This window comes from Shumkonia mesophila (assembly GCF_026163695.1).
GTDB classification, from domain to species: domain Bacteria; phylum Pseudomonadota; class Alphaproteobacteria; order Rhodospirillales; family Shumkoniaceae; genus Shumkonia; species Shumkonia mesophila.
Map to the genome: position 1 here is coordinate 198,482 of NZ_JAOTID010000004.1, position 24,327 is coordinate 222,808.

Annotated in this window: 24 protein-coding genes; 8 read left to right on the forward strand and 16 right to left on the reverse strand. The window is 67.6% G+C overall.

Features of this window, described 5'->3' with window-relative positions; all coding sequences use genetic code 11:
• Positions 1–206 precede the first annotated feature (206 nt).
• The 3 genes from ODR01_RS09145 to ODR01_RS09155 form a co-directional block, all read right to left on the reverse strand.
• Positions 207–551: a type II toxin-antitoxin system RelE/ParE family toxin gene (locus tag ODR01_RS09145; protein ID WP_316977331.1), complete on the reverse strand. Its 345-nt coding sequence runs from the start codon at positions 549–551 to the stop codon at positions 207–209.
• A complete protein-coding gene (locus ODR01_RS09150; protein ID WP_316977332.1) occupies positions 535–810 on the reverse strand; it encodes a ribbon-helix-helix domain-containing protein in 276 nt (91 codons plus the stop codon). The genes ODR01_RS09145 and ODR01_RS09150 overlap by 17 nt, the downstream gene beginning before the upstream one ends.
• Positions 811–887: 77 nt before the next feature.
• On the reverse strand, positions 888–1,319 hold the full coding sequence (locus ODR01_RS09155; protein ID WP_316977333.1) for a DUF488 domain-containing protein: 432 nt from the start codon (positions 1,317–1,319) through the stop codon (positions 888–890).
• A 151-nt stretch (positions 1,320–1,470) separates the two neighbouring features.
• Here ODR01_RS09155 and ODR01_RS09160 point away from each other — a divergent pair, with 151 nt between their 5' ends.
• Complete coding sequence (locus tag ODR01_RS09160) at positions 1,471–2,331, forward strand: hypothetical protein (RefSeq protein ID WP_316977334.1); 861 nt, start codon at positions 1,471–1,473, stop codon at positions 2,329–2,331.
• 89 nt (positions 2,332–2,420) lie between these two features.
• Here ODR01_RS09160 and ODR01_RS09165 read toward each other — a convergent pair whose 3' ends face one another.
• Positions 2,421–2,636, reverse strand: a complete 216-nt coding sequence (locus ODR01_RS09165) for a hypothetical protein (RefSeq protein WP_316977335.1) — start codon at positions 2,634–2,636, stop codon at positions 2,421–2,423.
• A 145-nt stretch (positions 2,637–2,781) separates the two neighbouring features.
• On the opposite strand from ODR01_RS09165, the gene ODR01_RS09170 reads away from it, so the two are divergent.
• Both ODR01_RS09170 and ODR01_RS09175 read left to right on the forward strand, forming a co-directional pair.
• Entirely contained in the window at positions 2,782–3,237 is a 456-nt protein-coding gene (locus tag ODR01_RS09170) for a peptidoglycan-binding domain-containing protein (RefSeq protein WP_316977336.1), read from the forward strand.
• Complete coding sequence (locus ODR01_RS09175; RefSeq protein ID WP_316977337.1) at positions 3,234–3,776, forward strand: OmpA family protein; 543 nt, start codon at positions 3,234–3,236, stop codon at positions 3,774–3,776. The genes ODR01_RS09170 and ODR01_RS09175 overlap by 4 nt, the downstream gene beginning before the upstream one ends.
• Before the next feature lie 123 nt (positions 3,777–3,899).
• Here the strand turns inward: ODR01_RS09175 and ODR01_RS09180 are convergent, their stop codons facing one another.
• Together ODR01_RS09180 and ODR01_RS09185 are read right to left on the reverse strand one after the other, a co-directional pair.
• Positions 3,900–7,106 (reverse strand): efflux RND transporter permease subunit, encoded by a 3,207-nt coding sequence (locus tag ODR01_RS09180; RefSeq protein ID WP_316977338.1) that lies wholly within the window; start codon positions 7,104–7,106, stop codon positions 3,900–3,902.
• Positions 7,103–8,119 (reverse strand): efflux RND transporter periplasmic adaptor subunit, encoded by a 1,017-nt coding sequence (locus ODR01_RS09185; protein ID WP_316977339.1) that lies wholly within the window; start codon positions 8,117–8,119, stop codon positions 7,103–7,105. Before ODR01_RS09185 ends, ODR01_RS09180 begins: the two co-directional genes overlap by 4 nt.
• 126 nt (positions 8,120–8,245) lie before the next feature.
• On the opposite strand from ODR01_RS09185, the gene ODR01_RS09190 reads away from it, so the two are divergent.
• Positions 8,246–8,449, forward strand: a complete 204-nt coding sequence (locus ODR01_RS09190) for a YgaP family membrane protein (protein ID WP_316977340.1) — start codon at positions 8,246–8,248, stop codon at positions 8,447–8,449.
• 202 nt (positions 8,450–8,651) lie between these two features.
• On the forward strand, positions 8,652–9,455 hold the full coding sequence (locus ODR01_RS09195; RefSeq protein WP_316977341.1) for a carbon-nitrogen hydrolase family protein: 804 nt from the start codon (positions 8,652–8,654) through the stop codon (positions 9,453–9,455).
• Positions 9,456–9,588: 133 nt separating this feature from the next.
• Here the strand turns inward: ODR01_RS09195 and ODR01_RS09200 are convergent, their stop codons facing one another.
• Positions 9,589–10,527 carry a cation diffusion facilitator family transporter gene (locus ODR01_RS09200; protein WP_316977342.1) on the reverse strand — a complete coding sequence of 313 codons (939 nt, stop codon included), beginning with the start codon at positions 10,525–10,527 and terminating at the stop codon, positions 9,589–9,591.
• 7 nt (positions 10,528–10,534) lie between these two features.
• The gene (pdxH, locus tag ODR01_RS09205) at positions 10,535–11,173 is read right to left on the reverse strand and encodes a pyridoxamine 5'-phosphate oxidase (RefSeq protein WP_316977343.1); all 639 of its coding nucleotides are present in this window, start codon (positions 11,171–11,173) and stop codon (positions 10,535–10,537) included.
• Positions 11,174–11,299: 126 nt separating this feature from the next.
• Here pdxH and ODR01_RS09210 point away from each other — a divergent pair, with 126 nt between their 5' ends.
• A complete protein-coding gene (locus tag ODR01_RS09210) occupies positions 11,300–11,776 on the forward strand; it encodes an RT0821/Lpp0805 family surface protein (protein WP_316977344.1) in 477 nt (158 codons plus the stop codon).
• A 21-nt stretch (positions 11,777–11,797) separates the two neighbouring features.
• On the opposite strand, the gene ODR01_RS09215 is transcribed toward ODR01_RS09210, so the two are convergent.
• Both ODR01_RS09215 and ODR01_RS09220 read right to left on the reverse strand, forming a co-directional pair.
• Positions 11,798–13,123 carry a YihY family inner membrane protein gene (locus tag ODR01_RS09215; RefSeq protein ID WP_316977345.1) on the reverse strand — a complete coding sequence of 442 codons (1,326 nt, stop codon included), beginning with the start codon at positions 13,121–13,123 and terminating at the stop codon, positions 11,798–11,800.
• 245 nt (positions 13,124–13,368) lie between these two features.
• Positions 13,369–14,754: a globin-coupled sensor protein gene (locus ODR01_RS09220; protein ID WP_316977346.1), complete on the reverse strand. Its 1,386-nt coding sequence runs from the start codon at positions 14,752–14,754 to the stop codon at positions 13,369–13,371.
• Positions 14,755–15,041: 287 nt separating this feature from the next.
• Between ODR01_RS09220 and fabI the strand changes: the two genes are divergently transcribed.
• Together fabI and aroC are read left to right on the forward strand one after the other, a co-directional pair.
• A complete protein-coding gene (gene fabI, locus ODR01_RS09225; RefSeq protein WP_316977347.1) occupies positions 15,042–15,854 on the forward strand; it encodes an enoyl-ACP reductase FabI in 813 nt (270 codons plus the stop codon).
• A gap of 181 nt (positions 15,855–16,035) precedes the next feature.
• Positions 16,036–17,112 carry a chorismate synthase gene (aroC, locus tag ODR01_RS09230; protein WP_316977348.1) on the forward strand — a complete coding sequence of 359 codons (1,077 nt, stop codon included), beginning with the start codon at positions 16,036–16,038 and terminating at the stop codon, positions 17,110–17,112.
• On the opposite strand, the gene ODR01_RS09235 is transcribed toward aroC, so the two are convergent.
• From ODR01_RS09235 to dxs, 6 genes are all read right to left on the reverse strand, one after another.
• Positions 17,109–17,978: a nucleoside deaminase gene (locus tag ODR01_RS09235; protein ID WP_316977349.1), complete on the reverse strand. Its 870-nt coding sequence runs from the start codon at positions 17,976–17,978 to the stop codon at positions 17,109–17,111. The two genes, aroC and ODR01_RS09235, sit on opposite strands and share 4 nt — an antisense overlap.
• Positions 17,979–18,115: 137 nt before the next feature.
• On the reverse strand, positions 18,116–18,859 hold the full coding sequence (locus ODR01_RS09240) for a TlyA family RNA methyltransferase (RefSeq protein ID WP_316977350.1): 744 nt from the start codon (positions 18,857–18,859) through the stop codon (positions 18,116–18,118).
• A 66-nt stretch (positions 18,860–18,925) separates the two neighbouring features.
• Complete coding sequence (locus tag ODR01_RS09245) at positions 18,926–20,263, reverse strand: MATE family efflux transporter (RefSeq protein WP_316977351.1); 1,338 nt, start codon at positions 20,261–20,263, stop codon at positions 18,926–18,928.
• 168 nt (positions 20,264–20,431) lie between these two features.
• A complete protein-coding gene (locus ODR01_RS09250) occupies positions 20,432–20,848 on the reverse strand; it encodes a transketolase C-terminal domain-containing protein (RefSeq protein WP_316977352.1) in 417 nt (138 codons plus the stop codon).
• 23 nt (positions 20,849–20,871) lie between these two features.
• Entirely contained in the window at positions 20,872–22,209 is a 1,338-nt protein-coding gene (locus ODR01_RS09255; protein WP_316977353.1) for an MATE family efflux transporter, read from the reverse strand.
• A 168-nt stretch (positions 22,210–22,377) separates the two neighbouring features.
• A complete protein-coding gene (dxs, locus tag ODR01_RS09260) occupies positions 22,378–24,303 on the reverse strand; it encodes a 1-deoxy-D-xylulose-5-phosphate synthase (RefSeq protein ID WP_316977354.1) in 1,926 nt (641 codons plus the stop codon).
• Positions 24,304–24,327: the final 24 nt, after the last annotated feature.

Consider the following 24,327-nt stretch of genomic DNA (forward strand, 5'->3'; position numbering starts at 1 on the left):
TTTGCCATTTTCGTTTTTGTTTTCAGGAACTTAAGGGGTCTCGACGGAGGCGTTTCCGGCACGCCGAACCCGCAGAACCCCGCCGGGCGCCCCCCATGGCGCCCGCCGCCCCGTTTCCGTCGCGGGAAAAGGAATATAGGAATATATCACCTTTTAAAGGAATTTGCAACCAAATAATGGACGGCGGCCGCGAGGGCTTCGCGCCGCTATCCCAGCAACCGGACCAGCATATGCCGGACGTGATCCTGGCCGCCGAAAAACACCCCAAGGATGCGCACGATCCGACGGTCGTCGTCCAGGTCGAACCAGAAAATTGCCCGGTCCACGGTGACGTTTCTGAGACCCGGCACGATATCGTCCCGTATCGTGCCTCGGTGCGGTGCCTTGGCGATGTCCTCGCCCGCTTTCCGGATCTCCATCACCCGCCGGGCCGCCCTTTCGAACCCCTCCTCCCGTGTCTCGCCGAAGTCGACATACGAGCCGAACAGGTGGTCAAGGATGAGTGCGAAATCGTTCTCGGCTTCTTCGGAGAACTCAACGGCCCAGGCCATGCTCTTTCCGCTTTCGTTCGAGCATGGTTGCGACCCGATCCTTCATGTCGTCGGCGGAGACGAACCGTCCGTTCCGGCGTCGTTCGACCAGGTCCCGAAGGGCCAGTACATCCGCTTCCTCCGCCTCGGTCCGCTGGCGGAGGAGTTCCAACCCCTGCTGGACCACCGCGCTCATGCTGGGATAGCGCCCAGAGTCCACAAGGGCGCGGGCAAAGGCGTTCTGCCGATCGGTCAACGAAAAGGACGATTTGGCGGTCATAGCGTATCCTCCCTTGCCTACGGTATGACTTGGTAGCACCCACGTCAACGTTCAAGAGATGTTGCCGCGCCCCGCCCTCACAGATGCACGATGTCGACGTTCCCCCACTTCCCGGCGAGGTATTCCGCCACCAGCCGGCGGTGGCAGTGGTGGGGCTTGTCCTCGCTGCACAGAAGGCAGCCGCCGTCCAGCGTCTCGGGCGCCATCTCCTCGATGCGCCGGCTGGCCATGAGGGCGAGGAACCGCCGTTCGTAGTCGGCCCAGGCGCCGCGTTCCTTCTTGTAGAAATCGAGGATGTCCTGGGTGGGGGCCAGGGCGGCCACGTGCTCGTAGCCGATGCCGGCGACGGCCTTGGCGAAATAGGCGAGATCGTCGCGCTTGGCGAAGCCGGCGAGCTGCGAGACGTTGTTCAGGCGCACGTCGAGCATCTTGCGGACGCCGGCCTTTTTCAGGCGCGCGAAAAAATGCTCGGCCGAGGATTTGGTGAAGCCGATGGTGAAGATGCGCATGCCGCCCTCCTCCGCAATCCCGTCCCCCCGACCATAGCCGAAACGGCCCCGGAGGCAAAAAGCTCCCTTTTTGCCCCCTTCCCCACCTACCCCCTGTGGCGGAAACGCCAAGACGCGCATCCGGGGGTTCCCTTGGCGGGCCGGCGGCGTCATGATCGTCCGCTCGCGCAACGGCCAGACGGGGAGGGCCGACATCGCCATGAAGAACGCCGTCCTACCGGTTCTGGTCACCCTGATGGGCGTCGCCTGGCAATTCGGCATGACGATCCTGGATTGGATGGGCCCGCTGTTCGACGCCGTCGGCCTGGGCGACGCGGTGATCGACATGCAGGTGTGGCTGCTGAACCACCCGGAGGCCGCCGCCGACATCGTCGCCTGGAGCCTGATGATCGGCGGCGTCGCCGTGCCGCTGGCCCTTTATGGCGGGCCGCGGGTCTATCGGTCGTGGCGGCGCAAGGACCTGGAAATCGTCTACGACCCGGCCGACCCCGACGGGCAGTTCGGCGGCGTCGGCCCCTGGGTCCCCTATGGGGCCGAGGACGATGCGCCCGCCGTCACCGCCTTCGTGCTGCGCATCGGCGTGCGCAACAACGGGGCGAGGCCGATGCTGGACGTCGCCGGCACCCTCGAGGGGGCCATCGTGAAGCGGCCCCATCCGGTGGCCCTGCGCTTCACCCAGACGCGCGGGACGACCCTCGACCTCGACCCCGGCGCCCTGGCCTTCCTCGACGTCGCCGCGCTGCCGGCCAACCCCGACGCCTGGACCGACAACGTCAGCCGCATCGTCGTGCGCATCGGCGCGCGGAAGACCGAGGAGGCGGTGAAGGTGTTCTTCATCGACAAGAAGCGCATGCCGCCGATGTACCCGGCCAACGAACGCAACGCCGGGCACGCGGCGCAGCCGGCGCCGGCGGCGTCCCTGGACAGGACGGCGGCCCCGGACGCGCCGGCGCCGCCCGCCACCCCCGCCGGGTCCCGCCGGGCGGCAAAGCGGAAAAAAGGCCCGCGGTAACCGCCCCTTTCGACGCGTGGCTTCTTCTTTCGTCACTCCCGCGTTCGCGGGAGTGACGAGAAGAGAGAAGTCGGCGCCTTTCCCGGTTCCTACTCCGTCATCGGCCGCCCGTCGTCCCTCAGCCAGACGTAAAGGGCCGGGATGACGAGGAGCGTCAGCGCCGTCGAGGAGGCCAGCCCGAAGACCAGCGAGATGGCGAGGCCCTGGAAGATGGGGTCGGCCAGGATGAAGGCGGCGCCGATCATGGCGGCCACCGCGGTGAGGAAGATCGGCTTGAAGCGGATGGCGCCGGCTTCCAGCAGCACGTCGCGATCCGCGCCGCCCGGCGATCCGTCTCCCGCCCCTTTTCAATGTTCTATTTTTGTTCTTGATCCAATCCTTATTTTTCGGTATATATACCTATCGTCGTGAAATACAGACATTCCGCCGTGGGTCGAAGGAGGACCGTTGATGTCGCGCTTCAAACTGAAAGGGCCGGTGGCGCCGAACGTCACCGGCGACGCGAAAGACATCATCGGCACCAAGACGGCATTGAACAGCCTCGGCTACTACCGGCATCCATCAGGCGGCAAGCTCGGCGGCTGGGTCGACTCCGCCATGTTCGACGCCATCCGCAATTTCCAGCAAGACAACGGCCTCGATGTCGACGGCATGATGCGCCCCGGCGGACCGACGGAGGCGGAAGTCAACCGGCGCCTCGCGGAGACAAGGGGAACGCTCGCCGAGCCCGGGGACAAGATGCCGGTCATCGTTCCGCCGAACGTCGATCCTGGGATGCCGATCCTCACAAAGCCCTTTGGGCCGGACGACAAGATCCCGCCCTATGTCGACGAGAACGGCCACATCATCTTGGAGGGGAAGCATCCCAAAACCGGGGCTTGGGTTCGCCCTCACAAAAGGACATGACGAAGGTCGTTCGTTGGGCCGCAGGGTGGCATGATCGAAAGGAAGGAGGGGCGACAATGCGATTTCCACTCGTCGTCGCCATTGTCGTTGCGACGCTGGCTGGCCCGTCCGTCGCCGACGGACAGGAATGCCCGCCCCCACCGGCGAAGGGAGGCCTGGATTTTTCCCTTCCCTGCTGGCTGCTCCCGCCGATCCCGGAGGCGGACAGCAGGGTCTATTTTGGGTCCGGCTCTTTCGATTTGTCCGGGGAGGCGAAGGCGACCCTCGATCGGCAAGTCGCGACACTGCGACAGTTCCCCGCCCTGAAGATCGAACTGATCGGCTTTGCGGACACCAGGGAAGCGCCGTCCAGTTCGGAGATGGAAGACCTGGGGCAGAAGCGGGCGGCTGCCGTGGGCACATACCTGATCGAAAAGGGCGTCGAGGCCGGCCGCATCACCGCCGCCGGCTATCCCTATGCGCCGATCTTTGCCCGCCGGATCGACGACAAAGTGCTTGCCGCCATGCGCTACGTCCGGACCAAAACGTCGGACCGCTAAGGCCTTGGAAGCCGGAGCCTTCGACACCGCCCACGGGCTCGAAGCGCCAATGAGCAAAGCCCCCGCGGAGAGACGGGAGGGAAAGACGGCAGCCTTACGGCACTTTCCGCCGCCTTCTCCCCCCTACGCCGTCATCGGCCGCCCGTCGTCCCTCAGCCACACGTAGAGGGCCGGGATGACCAGCAGGGTCAGCGCCGTCGAGGACGCGAGGCCGAAGACCAGCGAGATGGCGAGGCCCTGGAAGATGGGGTCGGCCAGGATGAAGGCGGCACCGATCATGGCGGCAACGGCGGTGAGGAAGATCGGCTTGAAGCGGATGGCGCCCGCTTCCAGCAGCACGTCGCGCAAGGGGGCGCCCGAGCCCTGGCGACCGCGGATGAAATCGACCAGCAGGATCGAGTTCCTGACGATGATGCCGGCCAGCGCGATGAAGCCGATCATCGAGGGGGCGGAGAAGGGCGCCGAGAACAGCCAGTGGCCGAAGACGATGCCGATCAGGGTCAGCGGCACCGGGGCCAGGATGACGAGCGGCAGCTTGAAGCTGCCGAACTGCGCCACCACCAGCAGGTAGATGGCGAGGATGGCCACGCCGAAGGCCGCCCCCATGTCGCGGAAGGTGACATAGGTGATTTCCCACTCGCCGTCCCACAGCAGCGTGGAGGTGGACTCGTCGGCCGGCTGGCCGTGATAGGCGACGGCGGGCGGGCCGCCCGGACCCCAGTCCATCTTGGCGATTTCGTCCTCGACGGCCAGCATGCCGTAGATGGGGGCCTCGAAGCGGCCGGCCAGTTCCGCGGTCACCATCTCGGCGAAGTGGCCGTTGTGGCGGAAGATCGGATAGCTGGCCCGCTCGCGGCTCATGCGCACGACGTCGCCCAGTTCCACGTTGGCGCCGGTGTCGGCCGCCGGTCCCGGCGCCTCGACGGGGGTGGAGAGGATGCGCTCGCCGGGGGCGAGGCCGGATTTCGGCAGCCGGACGGCGATCTCGACCGGGTTGCGGCCGTCGCCGCGATGGGAATAGCCGACCGAGACGCCGGACAGCAGGGCGTCCAGGGTGTCGTAGACGTCCTCTTCCTGGGCGCCGTGGAATTCCAGGTTCTCCTCGTCGATGCGGAAATGCAGCCGTTCGGGCGGCACGCCGAAGGAATCGTCGGCGTCGACCACGAAGTCGACCTTCTCGAAGGCCTGGCGCACCTTGGCGGCCACCTGGCGCCGCGTTTCGGGGTCGGGGCCGTAGATCTCGGCCAAAAGGGTTGCGAGCACCGGCGGCCCCGGCGGCACCTCGACCACCTTGACCGTGGTGCCGGGGGGGACGGCCAAGCCGGCCAGGCGCCCGCGCACGTCGAGCGCCACGGCGTGGCTGGCCCGATCGCGCGCCGCCTTGGGGGCGAGGTTGATCTGAAGGTCGCCCTGCTCGGCCCCTTCGCGGATGTAGTAGTGGCGGACCAGGCCGTTGAAGTTGAACGGCATCGAGGTGCCGACGTAGGCCTGGATGCCGGTCAGTTCGGGCAGGTCCCCGAGGCGCGAGGCGGCGGCCATCAGGACGCGTTCGGTGGCCTCGAGGCTCGATCCCTCGGGCAGGTCGACCACCACCTGCACCTCGGACTTGTTGTCGAAGGGCAGCAGCTTCACCGTCACGTGCTGGGTGAGGAAGGCCAAGCACACCAGCGCGGTCGCCGCCCCGGTGAGGCCGAGGAAGAGGATCGAGCGCTTGCGGCCCTTCAGCATCGGCGCCGCGACCAGGCGGTAGAACCGGCCCATGACGCCGACGGTTTCTTCGTGATGGGCGGCCGCCCGGCGGCGCGACACCTTCAACAGCAGCCACGGCGTGATGACGACGGCGACGAAGAAGGAAAAGACCATGGCGGCCGAGGCGTTGGCCGGGATCGGGCTCATGTAGGGGCCCATCAGGCCGGAGACGAACATCATCGGCAGCAGGGCGGCGACGATGGTCAGCGTCGCCACGATGGTCGGGTTGCCGACCTCGGCCACCCCCTCGATGGCGCCCTCGATCAGGCTCTTGCGGCCGGGCATGGCCCAATGGCGCACGATGTTCTCGACCACCACGATGGCGTCGTCGACCAGGATGCCGATGGAGAAGATCAGCGCGAACAGGCTGACCCGGTTGATGGTGTAGCCCATCAGCCAGGAGGCGAAGAGGGTGAGCAGGATGGTGGTCGGGATGACGACAAGAACCACCGAGCCGGCCCGCCAGCCCAGCACCAGCGTGATCAGCAGCACGATGGAGACGGTGGCGAGCCCCAAGTGGAAAAGCAGCTCGTCGGCCTTCTCGCTGGCGGTTTCGCCATAGTCGCGCGTCACCGTGACGGTGACGTCGGCGGGGATCAGGGAACCGCGCACCAGTTCCAGGCGCTCCAGGATCTGCTCGGCGACGATCACCGCGTTGGCGCCCTTGCGCTTGGCCAACGCCAGCGTCACGGCGGGCAGCGGGACCAGGGTGCCGTCCGCCCCCTTGACCATGTGCCAGGCCCGGTGCTCGTCCGGCCGGCCGCCGATGACGACGTCGGCGACGTCCTTGACGTAGACCGGGCGGCCGTCGCGGGTGGTGATCAGCAAAAGCCCGATGTCGGGGATGCCCTGCAGCGTCTGCCCCGCCACCGCCTCGATGGAGCGGTCGGCGTCGCGCAGGCGGCCGACGACGAAGGAGCGGTTGGCGTTCTTCACCTTCCCGACCAGTTGATTGAGGGTGACGCCGTAGAGCGCCAGCCGCTCGGGGTCGGGCTCGACGCGGATCTGGTCGGGGCGGCCGCCGACGATGAAGGAGCGCCCGACGTCCTCGATCTTGATCAGTTCGTGCTTCAGTTCCTCGGCGACGTGATAGAGGCCGTTGTCGGTCCAGCGGGCGGCCGCCTCGGGCTTCGGCGCCAGCGTGAGAGTGACGATGGGCACGTCGTTGATGCCGCGCCCGACGATGAGGGGCTCGGGGATGCCGATCGGGATCTGGTCGAGATGGGCGCGGATTTCCTGGTGGACGCGCAGGATGGCGCGGTCGGCGTCGGTGCCGACGAAGAAGCGCGCCGTGACCATGACGCGGTCGTCGACCGTCTGCGAATAGACGTGCTCGACCTCGTCGATGCCCTTGACGATGTCCTCCAAGGGCTTGGTCACCAACTCCACCGCGTCGGGGGCCTTCAGCCCGTCGGTGCGGACCAGCACGTCGACCATCGGCACGCTGATCTGCGGCTCCTCCTCGCGGGGCAGCAGCAGCAGCGCCATGGTGCCCAAGGCCAGCGCCGCCAGCAGCAGCAGCGGCGTCAGCGGCGAGCCGATGAAGGATCGCGTCAGGACCCCGGAAACGCCCAGCCTCATCGCCCCGCCTCCGGCCCGACCAGCACGTCGCCGTCCTTGAGGCCCGAGAGGACCTCGACGTTGCCGGCGATGGCCTGGCCGACCTGCACCACGGTGTCGCCGACGTCTTTCAGCCGCGCATAGGTGACGCCGTAGCGCTGGAACAACAGGTTGGCCGGCACGGTGAAGGTCTGGCGGGTGCCGGTCGAGACGTAGACGGGCACCCGTTCGCCGACGAAATAGTTGCCGAGTCCCGCGACCTCGACGTCGGCCATCACGCGGCCCTGCTCCATCTCGGGATAGACTTGGCGGATGCGCCCGGCGCGCGTCGGGTCGGCGGACGGCTGGGCGGTCGCCCCCAGCCCGCGATGGCCGACCAGCACGGCTTGGCCCTCGTGGATGTAGCGGGCGTGGCGCTCGGGAAGCTGCATGCGCAGGATGTAGGCCTCGGCGGTCAGGGTGGCCACCACGTCGCCGGCCTGCACGTTGGTGCCGCGCGTCACGTTGACCTTGAGCACGCGGCCCTCGGACGGCGCCAGGACGGCGCCTTCGACCTGCTGCTGGGAAACGACGTCGCGTTCCGAGCGCATGGCGGCGAGCTGGCGGGTGGCGACATTGAGATTGGTTTCCGCCTCGTCGTAGCGGGCCTTGGCCACCGTGCCGTTCTGCCACAGTTCGCGCACCCGATCGAAGACCGCCTTGGCGTTGACCCGCTGGGCCTCGAGCGACTGGATGCGCGATTCCAGCGCCTCGATCTGCAGATTAAGCTTGGGGTCGGTGACCAGCGCGATCCTCTGGCCGCGCTCGACCGGCGTGCCCTCGGTGACGAGAAGTTCGGAAATCGTGCCGCCGATGCGGGTGCGCGCCGAGGCGACGCGCACGCTTTCCACCGTCGCGAACACCGCCTTCAGATCCTCGACGGGACCAAGCTTCGCCGTGAACTCCGAGGGCGACGACTGGGCGCGCGCCGGCCAAGCCAGAAGGCCGCCGGCCGCGGCAAGGACCAGAAGACGGAAAAACGATTGGCGCAGCATGGCAGACCCCTTTCTCAGGCGCTTCCCGAATGCGACCCGCAAAATATTAGTATTTGCTAATTTAGAAAGCCCACACATATTTAGGGCCGCGAGTCCGCATTGCAACCCGACCCCATGGAGGAAACCATGTCGATCGACCGCATCGTTCTAGCTTTCGCCGGTTTCGTCGTTTTGGCAAGCCTGGGCCTTGCCCTGGTCCACCATCAGAACTGGCTGTGGCTGACCGCCTTCGTCGGCGCCAACCTGTTCCAGGCCGCCTTCACCGGCTTCTGCCCGCTGGCCATCGTCCTCAAGAAAATCGGCGCCCGGCCGGGACAGGCATTTTCCTGAGGGCGAACGCCTCTGTTCTTTTTCGTCATTCCCGCGAATGCGGGAATCCAGGGCCAGCGACGAGACGGCGGCCCTGGATTCCGGGTTCGCCCTGCGGGCGCCCCGGAATGACGATAGACCCCCCGCCCCCAATTGGACGGGGGCGTGACATCGCACCAAGAAGCCCTTACATCATGCGGATGCAGGATAAGGGCCGAACGCGATGCGGGTTTCGCTGATCCAGATGAACGCCGGCGACGACAAGGCGGCCAACCACAAGAAGGCCGCCCAGCTGATCGCCGAGGCGGTGGCTTCCGACAGGCCGGACATGGTGGTCCTGCCCGAGATGTTCGCCTATCACGGCATGACCAGCCAGGGCCGCCGCGCCGCCGCCGAGCCCATCCCCGGCGGCGAAACCTACACCTTCCTGCGCGAGCAGGCGGTGGGCCACGGCATCCTGGTGCATGGCGGCAGCTTCATCGAGCAGGACGGCGAGCGCATCTTCAACACCACCGTCGCCTTCGGGCGCACCGGCGAGGAACTGGCCTGCTATCGCAAGATCCATCTCTTCGACGTCACCACCCAGGACGGCCGGGAATACAGGGAATCCGCCGTCTACTCGCCGGGCGGCACCGTCGTCGCCTATGACGCCGGGGGCTTGAGGATCGGCTGCTCGATCTGCTACGACCTGCGCTTCCCCGAGCTTTACCAGGCGCTCGCCCAGGCCGCCGCCCAGGTGCTGATGGTGCCGGCCGCCTTCACGCTTTTGACCGGCAAGGATCATTGGGAGGTGCTGCTCAGGGCCCGGGCCATCGAGACCGAATGCTACGTCGTGGCCCCCGCCCAGTGGGGGCCGTACCCCAACGACAAGGGGGCGAGCTACGGCCATTCGATGATCGTCGATCCGTGGGGCCAGGTTCTCTGCCGCATCCCCGAGGGCGACGGCTTCGCCACCGCCCGTCTCGACCCCGTCTACCTCGACACCGTGCGGCGCCGCATCCCCGTCGCCCACCACAAGGTGCTGTAGGGCCCCTCTCCCTCGCCGCTCCGTGGGGGCGGAGAGGGCCGGGGTGAGGTGGGGAACTCCACGGCCTGCCCACCTCACCCGGCGCTTCGCGCCACCCTCTCCCCCCTCAAAGGGCGGAGAGGGTTTGTTCTTTCTACCGTTCCGCCCGTTCGGCCGGGACCACGCTTTCGGGGTCGGCGTGGATCAGGATGTCGGCGTTGGGATAGGCCCCCGCCAGGGCCCGCTCGACGGCCTCGACGACGTCGTGGGCCTCCTTGAGCGGCAGGTCGTCGGCCAGTTCGACGTGAAGCTGCATGAAGAGGCTGAGCCCCGAGGAGCGGGTGCGGATGGCGTGCACGCCGCGCACGCCCTTGCAGTCGCAGGCCAGGCCGCGGATGCGCTCGCGGTCGTCGTCGGGAAGTTCCTTGTCCATCAGGATGTCGAGCGCCCGCGTTCCGATCCGCCACGCCCCCCACATGATGTAGGCGGCGATGCCGATGGCGAACAGCGGATCGGCGGCCGGCCAGCCGAAGCCGGTGGTCACCGCCAGCGACACCATGACGCTGCCGTTGACCAGGATGTCGTTCTGGTAATTGAGCGACTCGGCGCCGATGGCCACCGATCCCGTCCTGCGCACGACAAAGCGCTGGAAAAGGACGAGGGCGCCGCTGAGAACCATGCCCATGGTCATGACGGCGTAGCCGACCTCGGTGTTGGCGAGTTCGACCGGAAACAGCAGCCGCTGGACGGCCTGGACCAGGACGAAGACGCCCGATCCGAAAACGAAGGCGGACTGGCCCAATCCCCCTAGGGATTCGGCCTTGCCGTGTCCGAAGCGATGGTCGTGGTCGGCCGGCTGCGTGGCGTGGCGGACGGCCAGGAAGCTTAAGCCCGAAGCGCCGACGTCGAGCATCGAGTCGACCAGCGTGGACAGCAGGCTGACCGAATCGGTGGCCAGCCAGGCCCCCAGCTTGGCGAACGTCAGGATGCCGGCCACCGACAGCGATGCATAGGTCGCCCACCGCATCAATGTCCCGGATCGCTGGATCAAACCCGATCCGCCGTTGCCGACATCTTTCGCTGGCGCCGCCATGGCCTCCTCACGGAAACAGGTTTTGGGTTTGCCAAGCCCCGTCGGTTCGCTGGAACACCAGGCGATTGTGCAGGCGGAACGGCCGATCCTCCCAGAATTCGATCCGTTCCGGCACCACCCGGAAGCCCGACCAGAATTCCGGCCGCGGCACCGTGCCGACGTGGAACTTGGCGGCGAACTGCGCCACCCGGCCTTCCAGGGCGAAGCGACCGTCCAGCGGCTGGGACTGCTTGGACGCCCAGGCGCCGATCTGGCTGCCGCGATCGCGCGACGCGAAATAGGCATCGGCCTCGGCGGCGTCGACCGGGGAAACCGGCCCCTCGACGTTGACCTGCTTGCGCAGCGTCTTCCAGTGGAAACAGAGGCCGACCCGCGGGTTGGCCGCCAGCTGTTGGCCCTTGCGGCTGGTGAGGTTGGTGTAGAAGACGAATCCGCGCTCGTCGACGCCCTTCAGAAGGACCATGCGCACGCTGGGCCGGCCCTCGGCGTCGGCGGTGGCGAGCGCCATGGCGTTGGGATCGTTGGGTTCGCTCTTCTCGGCGTCGGCCAGCCACTGCCTGAACAGGCCGAAGGGATCGTTCGTCACGGCGGCGGTATCTCCATCAACGGTGCGATGCGCGCCACCATAAAGCTGCCATGATGGCATGCCAATGGATCTGTGCCCCGCAGACTATTGTGCCGGCCGCATGCCCTGACATATCTATAGGGGCCGGTGGGAGACGGGGAAGTTCTGTTGGTGCCAGATTGGCAAATGTTCGACCGGAGGAATGACATGACGTCGAAAAAGGTTTTGGTTCTGGCGCTTGCCACCGTGATGGTGGCGGCTTCGGGCTGTGCCGACTACCAGAACCGTCCCAGGCAGACCGGCGGCGCGCTGATCGGCGCCGCAGCCGGCGGTTTGGCCGGATCGCAATTCGGCGGCGGTTCGGGACAGCTGGCGGCGACGGCGGTCGGCGTTCTGCTTGGCGGCCTGCTCGGCAGCGAAGTCGGCAAAAGCATGGACGACGTGGACCGCATCCGCGCCACGCAGGCCAGCGAGCAGGCGCTCAACACCGGGCAGACGATTCGCTGGGAGAACGCCAACACCGGCAATTCCGGCGCGGTCATCCCGGTGCGCAGCGGCACCGACACGCAGACCGGCGCGCTGTGCCGCGAGTACCAGCAGACGGTCACCGTCGGCGGCAAACAGGAACAGGCTTACGGAACCGCCTGCCGGCAGGCCGACGGCTCGTGGAAGGTCGTCAACTGATCGGGCGGCCGCGTCCGCCCGTCATTCGACGTCCCGCTTGACCGCCGGCCGAGGTCCCTCGCCCTTCGCCGCATCCGAACCGCCGAGCAGATCCCGCAGGGATGTGCTGGCGGCCTCTTTTTGCGCCTGGGCCATGACGGCCAGTTCGTCCGCCAATCGCGCCCGCCAGGCCGGCGGGCGCGATTCGGCGTTCGCCGGCTGGATCGCCACGTCCAGGAACAGCATGAAATCGTAGAGCGTGACGCCCGACAGGTCGCCGACCAGCACCCAGCCGTGGCGCTCGGTGCGATCGGCGTAGCCGTGGCGCTGGAAGGCCAGAAGCAGCCGGTCGACGGTGGCGCCGTCGAGGCCGCTGGCCTCGAGGATGTCGTTGCGCGACATCCCCCGCCCCGCGTTGCCCGCGTTGCGCAGCATCGACAGCACTTCCAGCCCGGCGATCAGCCGCCGCCCGCAATCGACCGGCCCGGTCGCCTCGCGGACGCCCACGCGCCATTCTCCGGAGACCGCCACCAGACTGGCCCCCATGAGGACGACGACCCACGACAGGTACATCCAGACCAGGAAGATCGGCACGGCCGAGACCGCCCCGTAAACATGCTGATAGGTCGGAAAGTTGGCGACGTAGAAGCCAAAGCCCGCGCGCAGGGCGGAGAACAGCACGCCGGCGACGAGTCCGCCCATGAAGGCATCGCACAGGCGGACTCGGCGATTGGGAACGACCCAATAGCAGAGCGTCAATGCCACGACCATGATGACGGTCGGCACGGTGCTGCTCAGGATGGCGACGGAGTCGGGCACGGCGTCCGCTCCCACCCATCGGGTCAGGGCGAAAAAGTAGGTGCTGAGCGAGAGGCTGGCCCCCAGCAACAGGGGCCCCAGGGTGATCAGCGCCCAGAACACCAGCAGGCGAGGCGCCAGCGCGCGGGTTCTGCCGACCCGGAAAATGGCGTTGAGGTCGGCCTCGATGGTTCCCAGCAGCAGAATGGCGGTCACCGCCAGGCCGACGATGCCGAAGGCGGTCAGGCGGGCGGCGTTCTCGACAAACTTGTCGAAATAGTCCTTGAGGGTATCGGCCGACTGCGGCAGGAAATTGGAAAAAAGGACGTCCTGGAACTGGTAACGGATGCCCTCGAACACCGGGAAGGCCGCCAGCATCGAAAAGCCGATGGCGGTCAAGGGCACGACCGCCAGCAGCGACGTGTAGCTCAAGGATGCCGACATCCGAAAGCATCCCTCCTCGTCGAACCGTCGCCACACCAGGGCGGCCAGGCGCGCGGCCCCGCCGGCCATCGCCGGGACGCGGCCCGGCCTGCGATTGGCGAAATCTTCCGGGGCCGGCTCCTTCATCCCCCTCTCCATTTCCGCGAATGCACGACGCGTTCACCGAGTATACGCCGAAACGGTGACGCGCCGGAAACCGGGGAAACGGGATCGTTTATTTCGGGGCAATTTCGGGGACAGCAGTTTATTTCGGGGACACCATACTTAATTCACCTTCTTTCTTCGCCCTGGGCAGCGACGAAACTCTTGTGAATTAAGTATGGTGTCCCCGAAATACCCTGAGTTAAATATGCTGTCCCCGAAATTATGGATCAGGCGTCGATCCCGTCGAGGAATTCGACGGTCCTGTCGCGCAGGGTCGCCGCCTGGGCGTTCACCGACTGGGCGGCTGTCAGGACCTGGGCCGACTCCGAGCCGGTGCGGTTCGCCGCCGCCGTCACCGCGACGATGTTGCCGGACACCTCCTGCGCGGCCCGCGACGTCTGCGTGATGTTGTGGGCGATTTCCTTCGTCGCGGCGCTTTGTTCCTCGACGGCCGAGGCGATGCCGCTGGTGATGCCGTTGATGTTGTGGATGGTCTTCTGGATGCCCCCGATGGACTCCACGGCCAGCGCGGTGGCCGACTGGATGTCGGTGATCTGGGCGCCGATCTCGTCGGTCGCCTTGGCCGTCTGATTGGCCAGGTTCTTGACCTCGGAAGCCACCACCGCGAAGCCCTTGCCCGCCTCGCCGGCCCGCGCCGCCTCGATGGTGGCATTGAGCGCCAGCAGGTTGGTCTGGTCGGCGATGTCGGTGATCAGTTCGACCACCTTGCCGATCTTCTCGACGGCCGCGGCCAGGCCGTCGACCATGCCGCTGACGCGCTGCGCCTCTTCGACGGCCTCGGTGGCGATCTTGGCGGAATGGTTGACCTGGCGGCCGATCTCGTTGACCGAACTGGACAGTTCCTCGGTGGCGGCGGCGACCGTTTCGACGCTGGCCGACATCTCCTCGGCGGCGGCGACGACGGCGCTCGCTTTCTGGATGGTGTCCGTCGCGTTCGAGCTCATGACCTTGGAGGAGCCCTCCATCTGGTCGGCGGCGGAGGCGACGCTTTGCAGCAGGCCCGACGCCGCCGTGTTGAAATCGCCGATCAGGGCGGCACGGCGCTTGTGTTCGGTCGTATGCCCCTGCTCGACCAGGTCGTGATAGACCGAAAGGGCCACGTCCATGTCGAGGAAGACCGCCCGTTGGATGACGTTGATGGCGGCGGCCTGGCGGGCCGGGCGCAGGCGGAATTTCTGCACCACCGCCTCGGCCAGGCGACCCAGGATGTAGGCGTAGCCGCCCATGTACCACTGCTGTTCGAGGCCGATGCGATGGTGGGCGTGGCCGATGGCCTTCGCTTCCTCGAAGAACACGTCGTCGGTCAACCCGTTGAACAGGTGGGACCAGTGCTTGCGCTGGCTTTCGATGATGCCGGGGACCCGCTTGCGGTCGCCGATCATCGCCGCCAGGTGCCTGATCTTGAACAGGTGGTCGTAGAACCCCTGGAGGATGGAGCCGATATGGGGCTCGACGACGGGCCAGAGTTCGCGCAGTTCGGCCAGCGCCGCCGCGTCCAAACGCAGGAAGGCCAGCCGCTCCCGGAACGCCGCGTTGTCGCGCTCGACGGCCGGCGTCCGCGAGGGCCGACGCCCTCCAGATATCTGATTCACGATCTCGGTCTCCTCCGCAAGGTCGGCCTGCCCTTCCCCCGTCCGCATGGACGGTTCGGGTCATGGCTTTTGCGCACGGCAAGCAAGATGCCATGCAGAAAGGATTCTGCCTCTTCCCCAACCCCCCGGCAATCTAGTAATAACCCCCGGTTGCCTGGATCGCCGGCTGCGAAACCGGCGAAAACGAGAGGCGTCCGTCGCCTTTTGCTTTTTTTCTAATGTATCGTGTAGGATGCCCGTGCTTCGGGGGCATGCCCTGGCACGTTGTTCGATCTCTAGGGGGATTCATGATTGATTCCACACCGTTGATGGCCGGCAAGAAGGGACTGATCATGGGCGTCGCCAATGATCGGTCGATCGCCTGGGCAATCGCCCGCGCCACCCATGCCCAGGGCGCCGAACTGGCCTTCACCTACCAGGGCGAGGCCCTTCAGAAGCGGGTGCAACCGCTGGCCGCATCGGTCGGATCGCAGATCGTGCTGCCCTGCGACGTCATGGACATGGCCTCCGTCGACGCCGTTTTCGAAAGCCTGAAGAAGACCTGGGGCAAGCTCGATTTCGTGGTGCACGCCATCGCCTACTCCGACAAGGAGGAGCTGAAGGGCCGCTACCTCAACACGACGCTGGAGAACTTCACGAAGACGATGCACATCTCGGTCTTCTCGTTCACCGCCGTCTGCCAGCGCGCCGCCGCCCTGATGGCCGACGGCGGGACGCTGCTGACGCTGACCTACCTGGGGGCCGAGCGGGTGACGCCGCACTACAACGTCATGGGCGTCGCCAAGGCGGCGCTGGAAGCTTCCGTGCGCTACCTGGCCGAGGACCTGGGCAAGCAGAAGATCCGCGTCAACGCGCTTTCGGCCGGACCGATGAAGACGCTGGCCGCCTCGGGAATCGGCGACTTCCGCTATATCCTCAAGTGGAACGAATACAATTCGCCCCTGCGCCGCAACGTGACGCTGGAAGACATCGGCGGCTCGGGGCTTTACCTGCTGAGTCCGCTTTCTTCCGGCGTCACCGGCGAAACCCATCATGTCGACTGCGGATACCACATCGTCGGCATGAAGGCGGTGGACGCGCCCGACATCGCGACGATTTAGGCGGCGATTCGATGGGCAGGCCCCACGCGCTCTTTTCACCGTTCGTCATTCCCGCGGAAGCGGGAATCCAGACGGGCGCCAAATCCTGGACTCCCGCGTTCGCGGGAGTGACGAAAAAGAGCGCGCGATACCCGACCCCCGCCCCCCTCGCGGGCGGAGAGGGAAAAAAGGCGTAACCACCATGCCCGGTAACACCTTCGGCCAGCTCTTTCGGGTGATGACCTTCGGCGAAAGCCACGGGCCGGCCATCGGCGGCGTCGTCGACGGCGTGCCGCCGGGCATTCCGCTCGCCGAAGCCGACATCCAGGCCGACCTGGAGCGCCGGCGCACCGGGCAAAGCCGCCACACCAGCCAGCGCCGCGAGCCCGACACCGTCGAGATCCTGTCGGGCGTCTTCGAGGGGCTGACCACCGGCACGCCGATCGGCCTTCTGATCCGCAACCAGGACGCCCGTTCCAGGGACTATTCCGAGATCAAGGACAAGTTCCGCCCGGGGCACGCCGATTACGCCTACCTCAAGAAGTACGGCCTGCGCGACTATCGCGGCGGCGGCCGCTCCAGTGCGCGCGAAACCGCCGTCAGGGTGGCGGCCGGCGCCATCGCCAGGAAGGTGCTGGGCGAAACCGTCCAGGTGCGCGGCGCATTGGTGCAGATCGGCCCGCATGCCATCGAGCGGACCCGCTGGGACTGGGCGGCGGTTTCGGCCAACCCCTTCTCGTGCCCCGATGCCGCCATGGCCGAGCGGTGGGAGGGCTACCTTGACGAGGTGCGCAAGGCCGGCTCCAGCGTCGGCGCCGTCATCGAGGTGATCGCCTCGGGCGTGCCGGCCGGGCTGGGCGAGCCGGTGTTCGACAAGCTGGACGCCGACATCGCCAAGGCCCTGATGAGCATCCCGGCCGTCAAGGCCGTCGAGATCGGGGCCGGCATGGCCTCTGCCACCCTGACCGGCCCGGAGAACGCCGACGAGATGCGCATGGGCACGGACGGCCGCCCGATGTTCCTTTCCAACAACGCCGGCGGCATCCTGGGCGGCATCTCCTCGGGCCAGGACATCGTGGCGCGCTTCACCGTCAAGCCAACCAGCTCGATCCTGACGCCGCGCCGCACCGTCACGGTTGCCGGCGAAGACACCGAGATCGTCACCAAGGGCCGCCACGACCCCTGCGTCGGCATCCGCGCGGTCCCGGTCGGCGAGGCCATGCTGGCCATGGTGCTGGCCGACCACCTGCTGCGCCAGCGGGGACAGTGCGGGGCCTAGGCATAAAGCGCCAGGCATTCCTCCGCCCGCACGCCGCCGATCACTTCCATGATCACGGGCGATTTGGCGATAATCTCCTCGCAGCCGAGGTCGATGCGCGTGCGGCCCAGCGCCATGGTTTCCGCGATGGAGGCGCCGAAGACGACGGCCGAGACGCTGGCCCACACGGCGAGCGAGGCGCACATCGGGCAGGGCTCGCAGGTCGAAACCAGGACGCAGCCGCCCAAGTTCGCATCGCCCAGCCGGCGAACGGCGGCGCGTATCGCGTTGACCTCGGCGTGCAGGCTCGGGTCCCCCTCGGTGGCGGCCGTGTCGTGGGCCCGCGCAACCACGTCGCGTCCCAGCGCGACGACGGCGCCATAGCCCTTGTTGCCCCCGGCCCGCGACAACCGGGCCTCCTCCAGCGCCATGCCCATCAGTTCATCGAAATCGAGGCGCACGATACGCTCCCGGCAATGATCGGCGTGCGGGCGGATGCGGGTGTAGTCCCTGAGGAAACGCAGCCGGGGGTCGAGGCGCGAGACCAGCGCCTGGGTCGATTTCTCGTAAACTGCCCGGCAGACCTTGCGGGTGTCGAGCCCCAGCGCCCGGCAGGCCTCGACCGTCGGACACGGGTTGCGCGATTCCCAGACGATCTCGTCGTCGCTTTCGGCGACGATGGGAAGGTCGCGGGCGTCGAGCCCCATGTAGTCGAGGAACAACAGATCGAACGCCTGCCGCGGGGTCGGCGCCGAGGTTCCGGTGAACCGCTGCCGATGGGCATCGGCCCAGGCCAGCCGGCGGGCCGCGACCGCCCGTTCGAGCGCCGGCCATGGCCGGTCGCGCAGGTCGACGATCTGGCGCTCGACGTGCTGTTCGAACGTCATGGCTCCTCCTCCGACTTGGCCGCCGCTGACCCCTTCATCGTCACTCCCGCGAAGGCGGGAGTCCAGGGCCCGGCTCCGCCTGGATTGACGCTGCGCGTCACCTTCGGACACCCGCGTGCGCGGGAATGACGACGGAGTTAGCGCGCCTTCGCCGCCGCGATCAGGAATTCCTTGTTGCCGTCGGGGCCGAGGATGGGGCTTGCGGTGAGGTCCAGGACCGACCATCCGGGCAGCCCCGCCAGCCAGGCCGAGATGCGCTCGCAGACGTCCTCGTGCAGCGCCGGGTCGCGCACCACGCCGCCCTTGCCCACGTTGCCCTTGCCGACCTCGAACTGCGGCTTGATCAGGGAAATCAACATGGCGCCCGGCCTGGCCAGGGCGAGAGGCGCCGGCAGCAGGGTTTGCAGCCCGATAAAGCTGGCATCGCACACCACCAGGTCGATCGGATCGGGCACCTGTTCGGCCGTCAGGTGGCGGGCATTGGTCTTTTCCAGCACCACCACGCGCGCGTCCTGGCGCAGCTTCCAGGCCAGCTGGCCCTGCCCGACGTCGACCGCATAGACCTTGGCGGCGCCGCGGCTGAGGAGCACGTCGGTGAAGCCGCCGGTCGAGGCCCCGATATCGAGGCAGATCCAGCCCTTCGGATCGACGGCGAAGTGGTCCAGCCCATGGGCCAGCTTGACGCCGCCGCGCGACACCCACGGGTGGTCGCGCCCGCGCACCTCCAGCGGCAGATCGGCGGCCACCGCCATGCCAGGCTTGTCCAGGCGGCGCTCCTGGGAATAGACGAGGCCGGCCATGACCAGGGCCTGGGCGCGGGTGCGGCTTTCGGCCAGGCCGCGTTCGACGAGCAGTTGATCGAGGCGAGTCTTCTTATCCATGGCGCCTTCGCCTGCGGGACGGCCGCGATGGTGGGGCAAGCGCCGTTCCCGCGCAACCCCCGGCCATCAGGCGGGCGGTTGCCGGGGGAGGCGACGCCGCCGCACCAGCCAGGCGAAGCGGACCACGTGGCAGGCGGCGACGCCGAACAAGGCGATGGCCATGCCCATCCACACCCCGACGGCGCCCAGGTTCCCGGGGAAGGCCAGCAGGTAGGCGGCGGGAATGCCGATGGCGATGTAGCCGACCGCGGCGAGAGCCATGGGAACCGTCGTGTCGCTGAGGCCCCGCAGCACGCCGGCGCCGATGTTCTGGGCGCCGTCGGCCACCTGGAAGACCGCCGCCACCAAGACCAGGGCGGCGGCCAGGACGGCCACCTCGGCGTTGCCGGGCTGGGACGAATCGAGGAAGACGGCCACCAGGGCTTGCGGCCAACCCCACATGGCGCAGCTGGCCAGCACCATGAACGCCACGCCCATGGCAAGGGCCGTCCAGCCCGCCCGCATCACCCCGCCCGCGTCCCGCCGCCCCGCCGCGTGGCCGACCCTGACGGTGGCCGCCTGGGCGATGCCCATGGGAACCCTGAAGGTCAGCGTCGCCAGGGTCATGGCGATCTGGTGGGCGGCGAGCGCGGTCGACCCCATCCAGCCGATCATTATCGACGAAACGAAGAACAGGCCGAATTCCAGCATCATGATGCCGGCGATCGGCAAGCCCAGGCGGAAGATCCGCAGGAAGACCGTCCAGTCGGGCCGCCAGAACCGGCCGAGAATTTGATAGCGCGACAACGGCCGCACCACGAGGACGACCGTCAGCATGGCACCGAACATGGCCGCCTGGGCGATGACGCTGGCGATGCCGGCGCCGGCCAGTTCCAGGCGCGGCATGCCGAGGTGCCCGAAGATCAGCCCGTAATCCAGCACGGCGTTGAGGGGAATGCCGGCGGCAATGATCCATAAGCCCAGCCTCGGCCGGCCGAGCACGGCGGCGAAGTTGCGCAAAACCACGAGGCCGAGGCCCCAAGGCAGCGACCATCCGAAGAAATCCAGATAGTCGTCGGCCAGCCGCGCCGCCTCATGCGGCTGGCCAAGGGCCCTGAGAACCGGCTCCACCCCCATCAAGGCGAAGCTCGACGGCACGCCGAGCAGGATGGCGATCCACAGGCCCTGGCGCACCACCCGGCGGACCTGGCGGGGAAGCCGGGCCCCCATCGCCTGGGCGGCCAGCGGCGCGGAGGCGAGGACGATGCCGATGGCGAGCAGGTAGAAGACGAAGTAGGCCGTCGCGGCCAACGAGACGCCGGCCAGCGAGTCGCCGCCCAGCCGTCCGATGAAGGCGACGTCGACCGCCGAAATCGCCGACTCGCAGAGGAACGTCAGGGCCAACGGCCACGCCAGGGCCGTCATCGCCCCGGCTTCGTTCCGCCAGGGTGAAAAGGTGGCCGCACCGCCGGATGCGGCATGATGATCAATGGGTTCGTATGTCATGGGGGCGCGGTTATACGTCGGCCCGCCCCGGACAGCACGCACAAAATCCGCTCCGCAACGGACGTCCGGCGACGATGCCCCTGCCGGTCAGGCCCTCCGGGCGGCGGCGGCTTCGTTGGCGCGGCCCAGGGCCGTCAGCGCGACGCCGACGATGTGCCGCGCGGTCAAGCCGGCCTTTTCGTACTGGTTGGGCACCGTGTCCTGTTCGAGGAAGGAGTCGGGCATGGTCATGGTGCGGAACTTCAGCCCGCCGTCCAGCAGCCCCTCGCCGGCCAGGAAGTGCGTGACGTGCGAGCCGAAGCCGCCGGTCGCCCCCTCCTCGATGGTGATCAGCACCTCGTGCTCGCGAGCCAGCCGGCGCACCAGGTCCCGGTCGAACGGCTTGGCCAGCCGTCGTTCCTGGGAATAGACGAGGCCGGCCATGACCAGGGCCTGGGCACGGGTGCGGCTTTCGGCCAAGCCGCGTTCGACGAGCAGGTGATCGAGGCGTGTCTTGGAGCTCATGGCCGGTCAATCTGGGCCGAGGGTCAGTCCGGCGCAAGCCTCGGCAGATAGCCCCGGCGGGTCAGCAGTCGGAAACGCACGACATGGAACACGGCGACGCCGAATAGGCCGATGGTCATGCCGATCCAGATGCCGACGGCCCCCAGCCCCATGGCGATCCCCAGCAGATAACCGCAGGGCAGGCCCAGTCCCCAGAACCCGAAGGCGGCAAAGGACATCGGGATGGCGGTATCGCTCAGCCCGCGCAGGACGCCGGCGCCGATGGTCTGCGCCCCGTCCCAGATCTGGAAAACCGCGGCGACCATGATCAGAGAGGCGGCCAGGGCCATGACCTCAACGTTCCCCGCGTCGGACTTGTCGAGAAAGATCCCGACCAGGGCATCGGGCCAGGCCCACATGACGATGGAGGCCAGGCCCATGAAGGCGAGTCCCATCGCGAAGGCAACCCAACCGGCCCGCGCCACCCCGGCAACGTCGCGGCGCCCCGCCGCGTGACCGACACGCACGGTCGCCGCCTGGGAAATCCCCAACGGCACCTTGAATGTCACCGAGGCCAGCATGATCGCGATCTGATGGGCGGCCAGGGCGTTCGGCCCGATCCATCCGATCATCAGCAACGACCCGCCGACCAAGCCGAACTCGACCAGCATAATGCCGGCAATCGGCAGGCCGACCCGGAAGATTCGCAGGAACACCGACCAGTCCGGCCGCCAGAACCTGCCCAGGACGGTGTAGCGGCTGAGCGGACGGACGGTCAGCGCGATCCACAGCATGATCAGGAACGAGACCGTGCTGGCGATCAGGCTGGCCAGCCCGGCACCGGCAATGCCCATGCGCGGCAGGCCGAAACGGCCCAGGACCAGCCCGTAGTCGAGGAATCCGTTCAAGGGGATGGCGGCGAGGATCACCCACAGCCCCAGACGCGGCCGGTTGAGTACGGCGGCGAAGTTGCGCAGCACCACGAAAGCGACGGCCGGCGCCAACGCCCAGGCCCGATAGGCCAGGTATTCCTGCGCCGCGTGCGAGGCCACCGCCGGCTGGTCGAGGGCGATCAGCACGCTGTCCGCCGTGAACAGAACGGCACTGGCCGGCAGGCTGAGCAGCAGAGTGACCCAAAGCCCCTGCCGGATGACACGCCGGACCTGGCGGGGCTGGCGCGCGCCCATCGCCTGGGCGGCCAGCGGCGCCGTCGCCAGCGTCACCCCCAGGATGACGATCAGCATCATGAAGAACGACATGGTGCCGAGCGCGGCGGCGGCCACCGCTTCGGCTCCCAGCAGGCCGATGACGATGATGTCGACCACGTCGATCGCCGTCTCGCTGAGGAAGGCCAGGACCAACGGCCACGCCAGGGCCGTCATCGCCCCGGCTTCGTTCCGCCAGGGCGAAAGGGTGGCCGCACCGCCGGATGCGGCATGATGATCAATGGGTTCGTATGTCATGGGGGCGCGGTTATACGTCGGCCCGCCCCGGACCGCACGCACAAAATCCGCTCCGCAACGGACGTCCGGCGACGATGCCCCTGCCGGTCAGGCCCTCCGGGCGGCGGCGGCTTCGTTGGCGCGGCCCAGGGCCGTCAGCGCGACGCCGACGATATGCCGCGCGGTCAAGCCGGCCTTTTCGTACTGGTTGGGCACCGAGTCCTGTTCGAGGAAGGAGTCGGGCATGGTCATGGTGCGGAACTTCAGCCCGCCGTCCAGCAGCCCCTCGCCGGCCAGGAAGTGCGTGACGTGCGAGCCGAAGCCGCCGGTCGCCCCCTCCTCGATGGTGATCAGCACCTCGTGCTCGCGAGCCAGCCGGCGCACCAGGTCCTGGTCGAACGGCTTGGCGAAGCGGGCGTCGGCGACGGTCGTCGGCAGCCCCCGGGCGGCCAGTTCCTCGGCCGCCTTCTGGGCATCGGCCAAGCGGGTGCCCAGGCTGAGCACGGCGACCTTGGTGCCCTCGCGCACGATCCGCCCCTTGCCGATCTCGAGCGCAACGCCCGCCGCCGGCAGTTCGACCCCGACGCCGTCGCCGCGCGGATAGCGGAAAGCGCACGGCCTGTCGTCGATGGCGGCCGCGGTGGCCACCATATGGATCAACTCGGCCTCGTCGGCCGCCGCCATGACGACGAACCCCGGCAGGCAGCAGAGATAAGCGAGGTCGTAGGCCCCGCAGTGGGTGGCCCCGTCGGCCCCGACGTAGCCGGCCCTGTCGATGGCGAAGCGCACCGGCAGGCTTTGGATGGCGACGTCGTGCACCACCTGGTCATAGGCCCGCTGCAGGAAGGTCGAATAGAGGGCGGCAAACGGCTTCAGGCCGTCGCAGGCCATGCCGGCGGCGAACGTCACGGCATGCTGCTCGGCGATGCCGACGTCGAAGAACCGCCGCGGAAACCGCTTGGCGAACTCGTCGAGGCCGGTTCCGGACGGCATCGCCGCCGTCACCGCGACGATCTTGTCGTCCTTCTCGGCCTGCTCGACGATGGCACGGGAAAAGATCTTGGTGTAGCTGGGGGCGTTGCTCTTGGTCTTGTAAAGCTCGCCGGTCACCACGTCGAACTTGCCGACCCCGTGGTACTTGTCGGGCGAGGCTTCGGCCGGCGCATAGCCGTGGCCCTTGCGCGTCACCACGTGGATCAGGATCGGCCCCTCTTCCCGATGGTCGCGGATGTTCTTGAAGATCGGCAGCAGGTGGTCGAGATTGTGGCCATCGATGGGCCCGACGTAGAAAAAGCCCATTTCCTCGAACAGCGTGCCGCCGGTGACCAGTCCGCGGGCGTATTCCTCGGCCTTCAGCGCCGCCTTCTCCAGGCTGCGCGGAAATTTCTTGGCCACCTCCATGCCGAACTGGCGGATGGAGCGATAGGAGCGCGACGAAATCAGGCGCGACAGATAGGCGCTCATGGCGCCGACCGGCGGCGCGATCGACATGTCGTTGTCGTTGAGAACGACGATGAGGCGGGCATCCGAGGAACCGGCGTTGTTCATCGCCTCGTAGGCCATGCCGGCGCTCATCGCGCCGTCGCCGATGACGGCGATCACGTTGCGCTTTTCGCCGGTCAGGTCGCGGGCCACCGCCATGCCCAGCCCGGCCGAGATCGAGGTCGAACTGTGGCCGGCCCCGAAGGGATCGTAGGGGCTTTCCGAGCGCTTGGTGAAGCCGGAGACGCCCTCGCCCTGGCGGAGCGTGCGCATCATCTCGCGCCGTCCGGTCAGGATCTTGTGCGGGTAGCACTGGTGGCCGACATCCCAGATCAGGCGGTCGTTGGGGGTGTCGAAGACGTGATGCAGCGCCACGGAAAGCTCGACCACCCCCAGGCTGGCCCCCAGGTGGCCGCCGGCGATCGACACCACCCGGATGGTCTCGTCGCGGACCTCTTGGGCGAGCCGCTTCAGTTCATCCGTGGTGAAGCCTCGAATATCGGCAGGGCAGCCGACCCCGGCGAGAAGCGTCGTTGGTTTGTCTTCCACCATCTATCCTTCTGCGTCTTCCGATGA

Excerpts from the sequence above, each read along its gene's own strand:
- ODR01_RS09145 (WP_316977331.1), bottom strand. The coding sequence starts at position 551 with ATGGCCTGGGCCGTTGAGTTCTCCGAAGAAGCCGAGAACGATTTCGCA.
- ODR01_RS09150 (WP_316977332.1), bottom strand. The coding sequence starts at position 810 with ATGACCGCCAAATCGTCCTTTTCGTTGACCGATCGGCAGAACGCCTTT.
- ODR01_RS09155 (WP_316977333.1), bottom strand. The coding sequence starts at position 1,319 with ATGCGCATCTTCACCATCGGCTTCACCAAATCCTCGGCCGAGCATTTT.
- ODR01_RS09160 (WP_316977334.1), top strand. The coding sequence starts at position 1,471 with ATGATCGTCCGCTCGCGCAACGGCCAGACGGGGAGGGCCGACATCGCC.
- ODR01_RS09170 (WP_316977336.1), top strand. The coding sequence starts at position 2,782 with ATGTCGCGCTTCAAACTGAAAGGGCCGGTGGCGCCGAACGTCACCGGC.
- ODR01_RS09175 (WP_316977337.1), top strand. The coding sequence starts at position 3,234 with ATGACGAAGGTCGTTCGTTGGGCCGCAGGGTGGCATGATCGAAAGGAA.
- ODR01_RS09180 (WP_316977338.1), bottom strand. The coding sequence starts at position 7,106 with ATGAGGCTGGGCGTTTCCGGGGTCCTGACGCGATCCTTCATCGGCTCG.
- ODR01_RS09185 (WP_316977339.1), bottom strand. The coding sequence starts at position 8,119 with ATGCTGCGCCAATCGTTTTTCCGTCTTCTGGTCCTTGCCGCGGCCGGC.
- ODR01_RS09190 (WP_316977340.1), top strand. The coding sequence starts at position 8,246 with ATGTCGATCGACCGCATCGTTCTAGCTTTCGCCGGTTTCGTCGTTTTG.
- ODR01_RS09195 (WP_316977341.1), top strand. The coding sequence starts at position 8,652 with ATGCGGGTTTCGCTGATCCAGATGAACGCCGGCGACGACAAGGCGGCC.
- ODR01_RS09200 (WP_316977342.1), bottom strand. The coding sequence starts at position 10,527 with ATGGCGGCGCCAGCGAAAGATGTCGGCAACGGCGGATCGGGTTTGATC.
- pdxH (WP_316977343.1), bottom strand. The coding sequence starts at position 11,173 with ATGCCATCATGGCAGCTTTATGGTGGCGCGCATCGCACCGTTGATGGA.
- ODR01_RS09210 (WP_316977344.1), top strand. The coding sequence starts at position 11,300 with ATGACGTCGAAAAAGGTTTTGGTTCTGGCGCTTGCCACCGTGATGGTG.
- ODR01_RS09215 (WP_316977345.1), bottom strand. The coding sequence starts at position 13,123 with ATGAAGGAGCCGGCCCCGGAAGATTTCGCCAATCGCAGGCCGGGCCGC.
- fabI (WP_316977347.1), top strand. The coding sequence starts at position 15,042 with ATGATTGATTCCACACCGTTGATGGCCGGCAAGAAGGGACTGATCATG.
- aroC (WP_316977348.1), top strand. The coding sequence starts at position 16,036 with ATGCCCGGTAACACCTTCGGCCAGCTCTTTCGGGTGATGACCTTCGGC.
- ODR01_RS09235 (WP_316977349.1), bottom strand. The coding sequence starts at position 17,978 with ATGACGTTCGAACAGCACGTCGAGCGCCAGATCGTCGACCTGCGCGAC.
- ODR01_RS09240 (WP_316977350.1), bottom strand. The coding sequence starts at position 18,859 with ATGGATAAGAAGACTCGCCTCGATCAACTGCTCGTCGAACGCGGCCTG.
- ODR01_RS09245 (WP_316977351.1), bottom strand. The coding sequence starts at position 20,263 with ATGACGGCCCTGGCGTGGCCGTTGGCCCTGACGTTCCTCTGCGAGTCG.
- ODR01_RS09250 (WP_316977352.1), bottom strand. The coding sequence starts at position 20,848 with ATGAGCTCCAAGACACGCCTCGATCACCTGCTCGTCGAACGCGGCTTG.
- ODR01_RS09255 (WP_316977353.1), bottom strand. The coding sequence starts at position 22,209 with ATGACGGCCCTGGCGTGGCCGTTGGTCCTGGCCTTCCTCAGCGAGACG.
- dxs (WP_316977354.1), bottom strand. The coding sequence starts at position 24,303 with ATGGTGGAAGACAAACCAACGACGCTTCTCGCCGGGGTCGGCTGCCCT.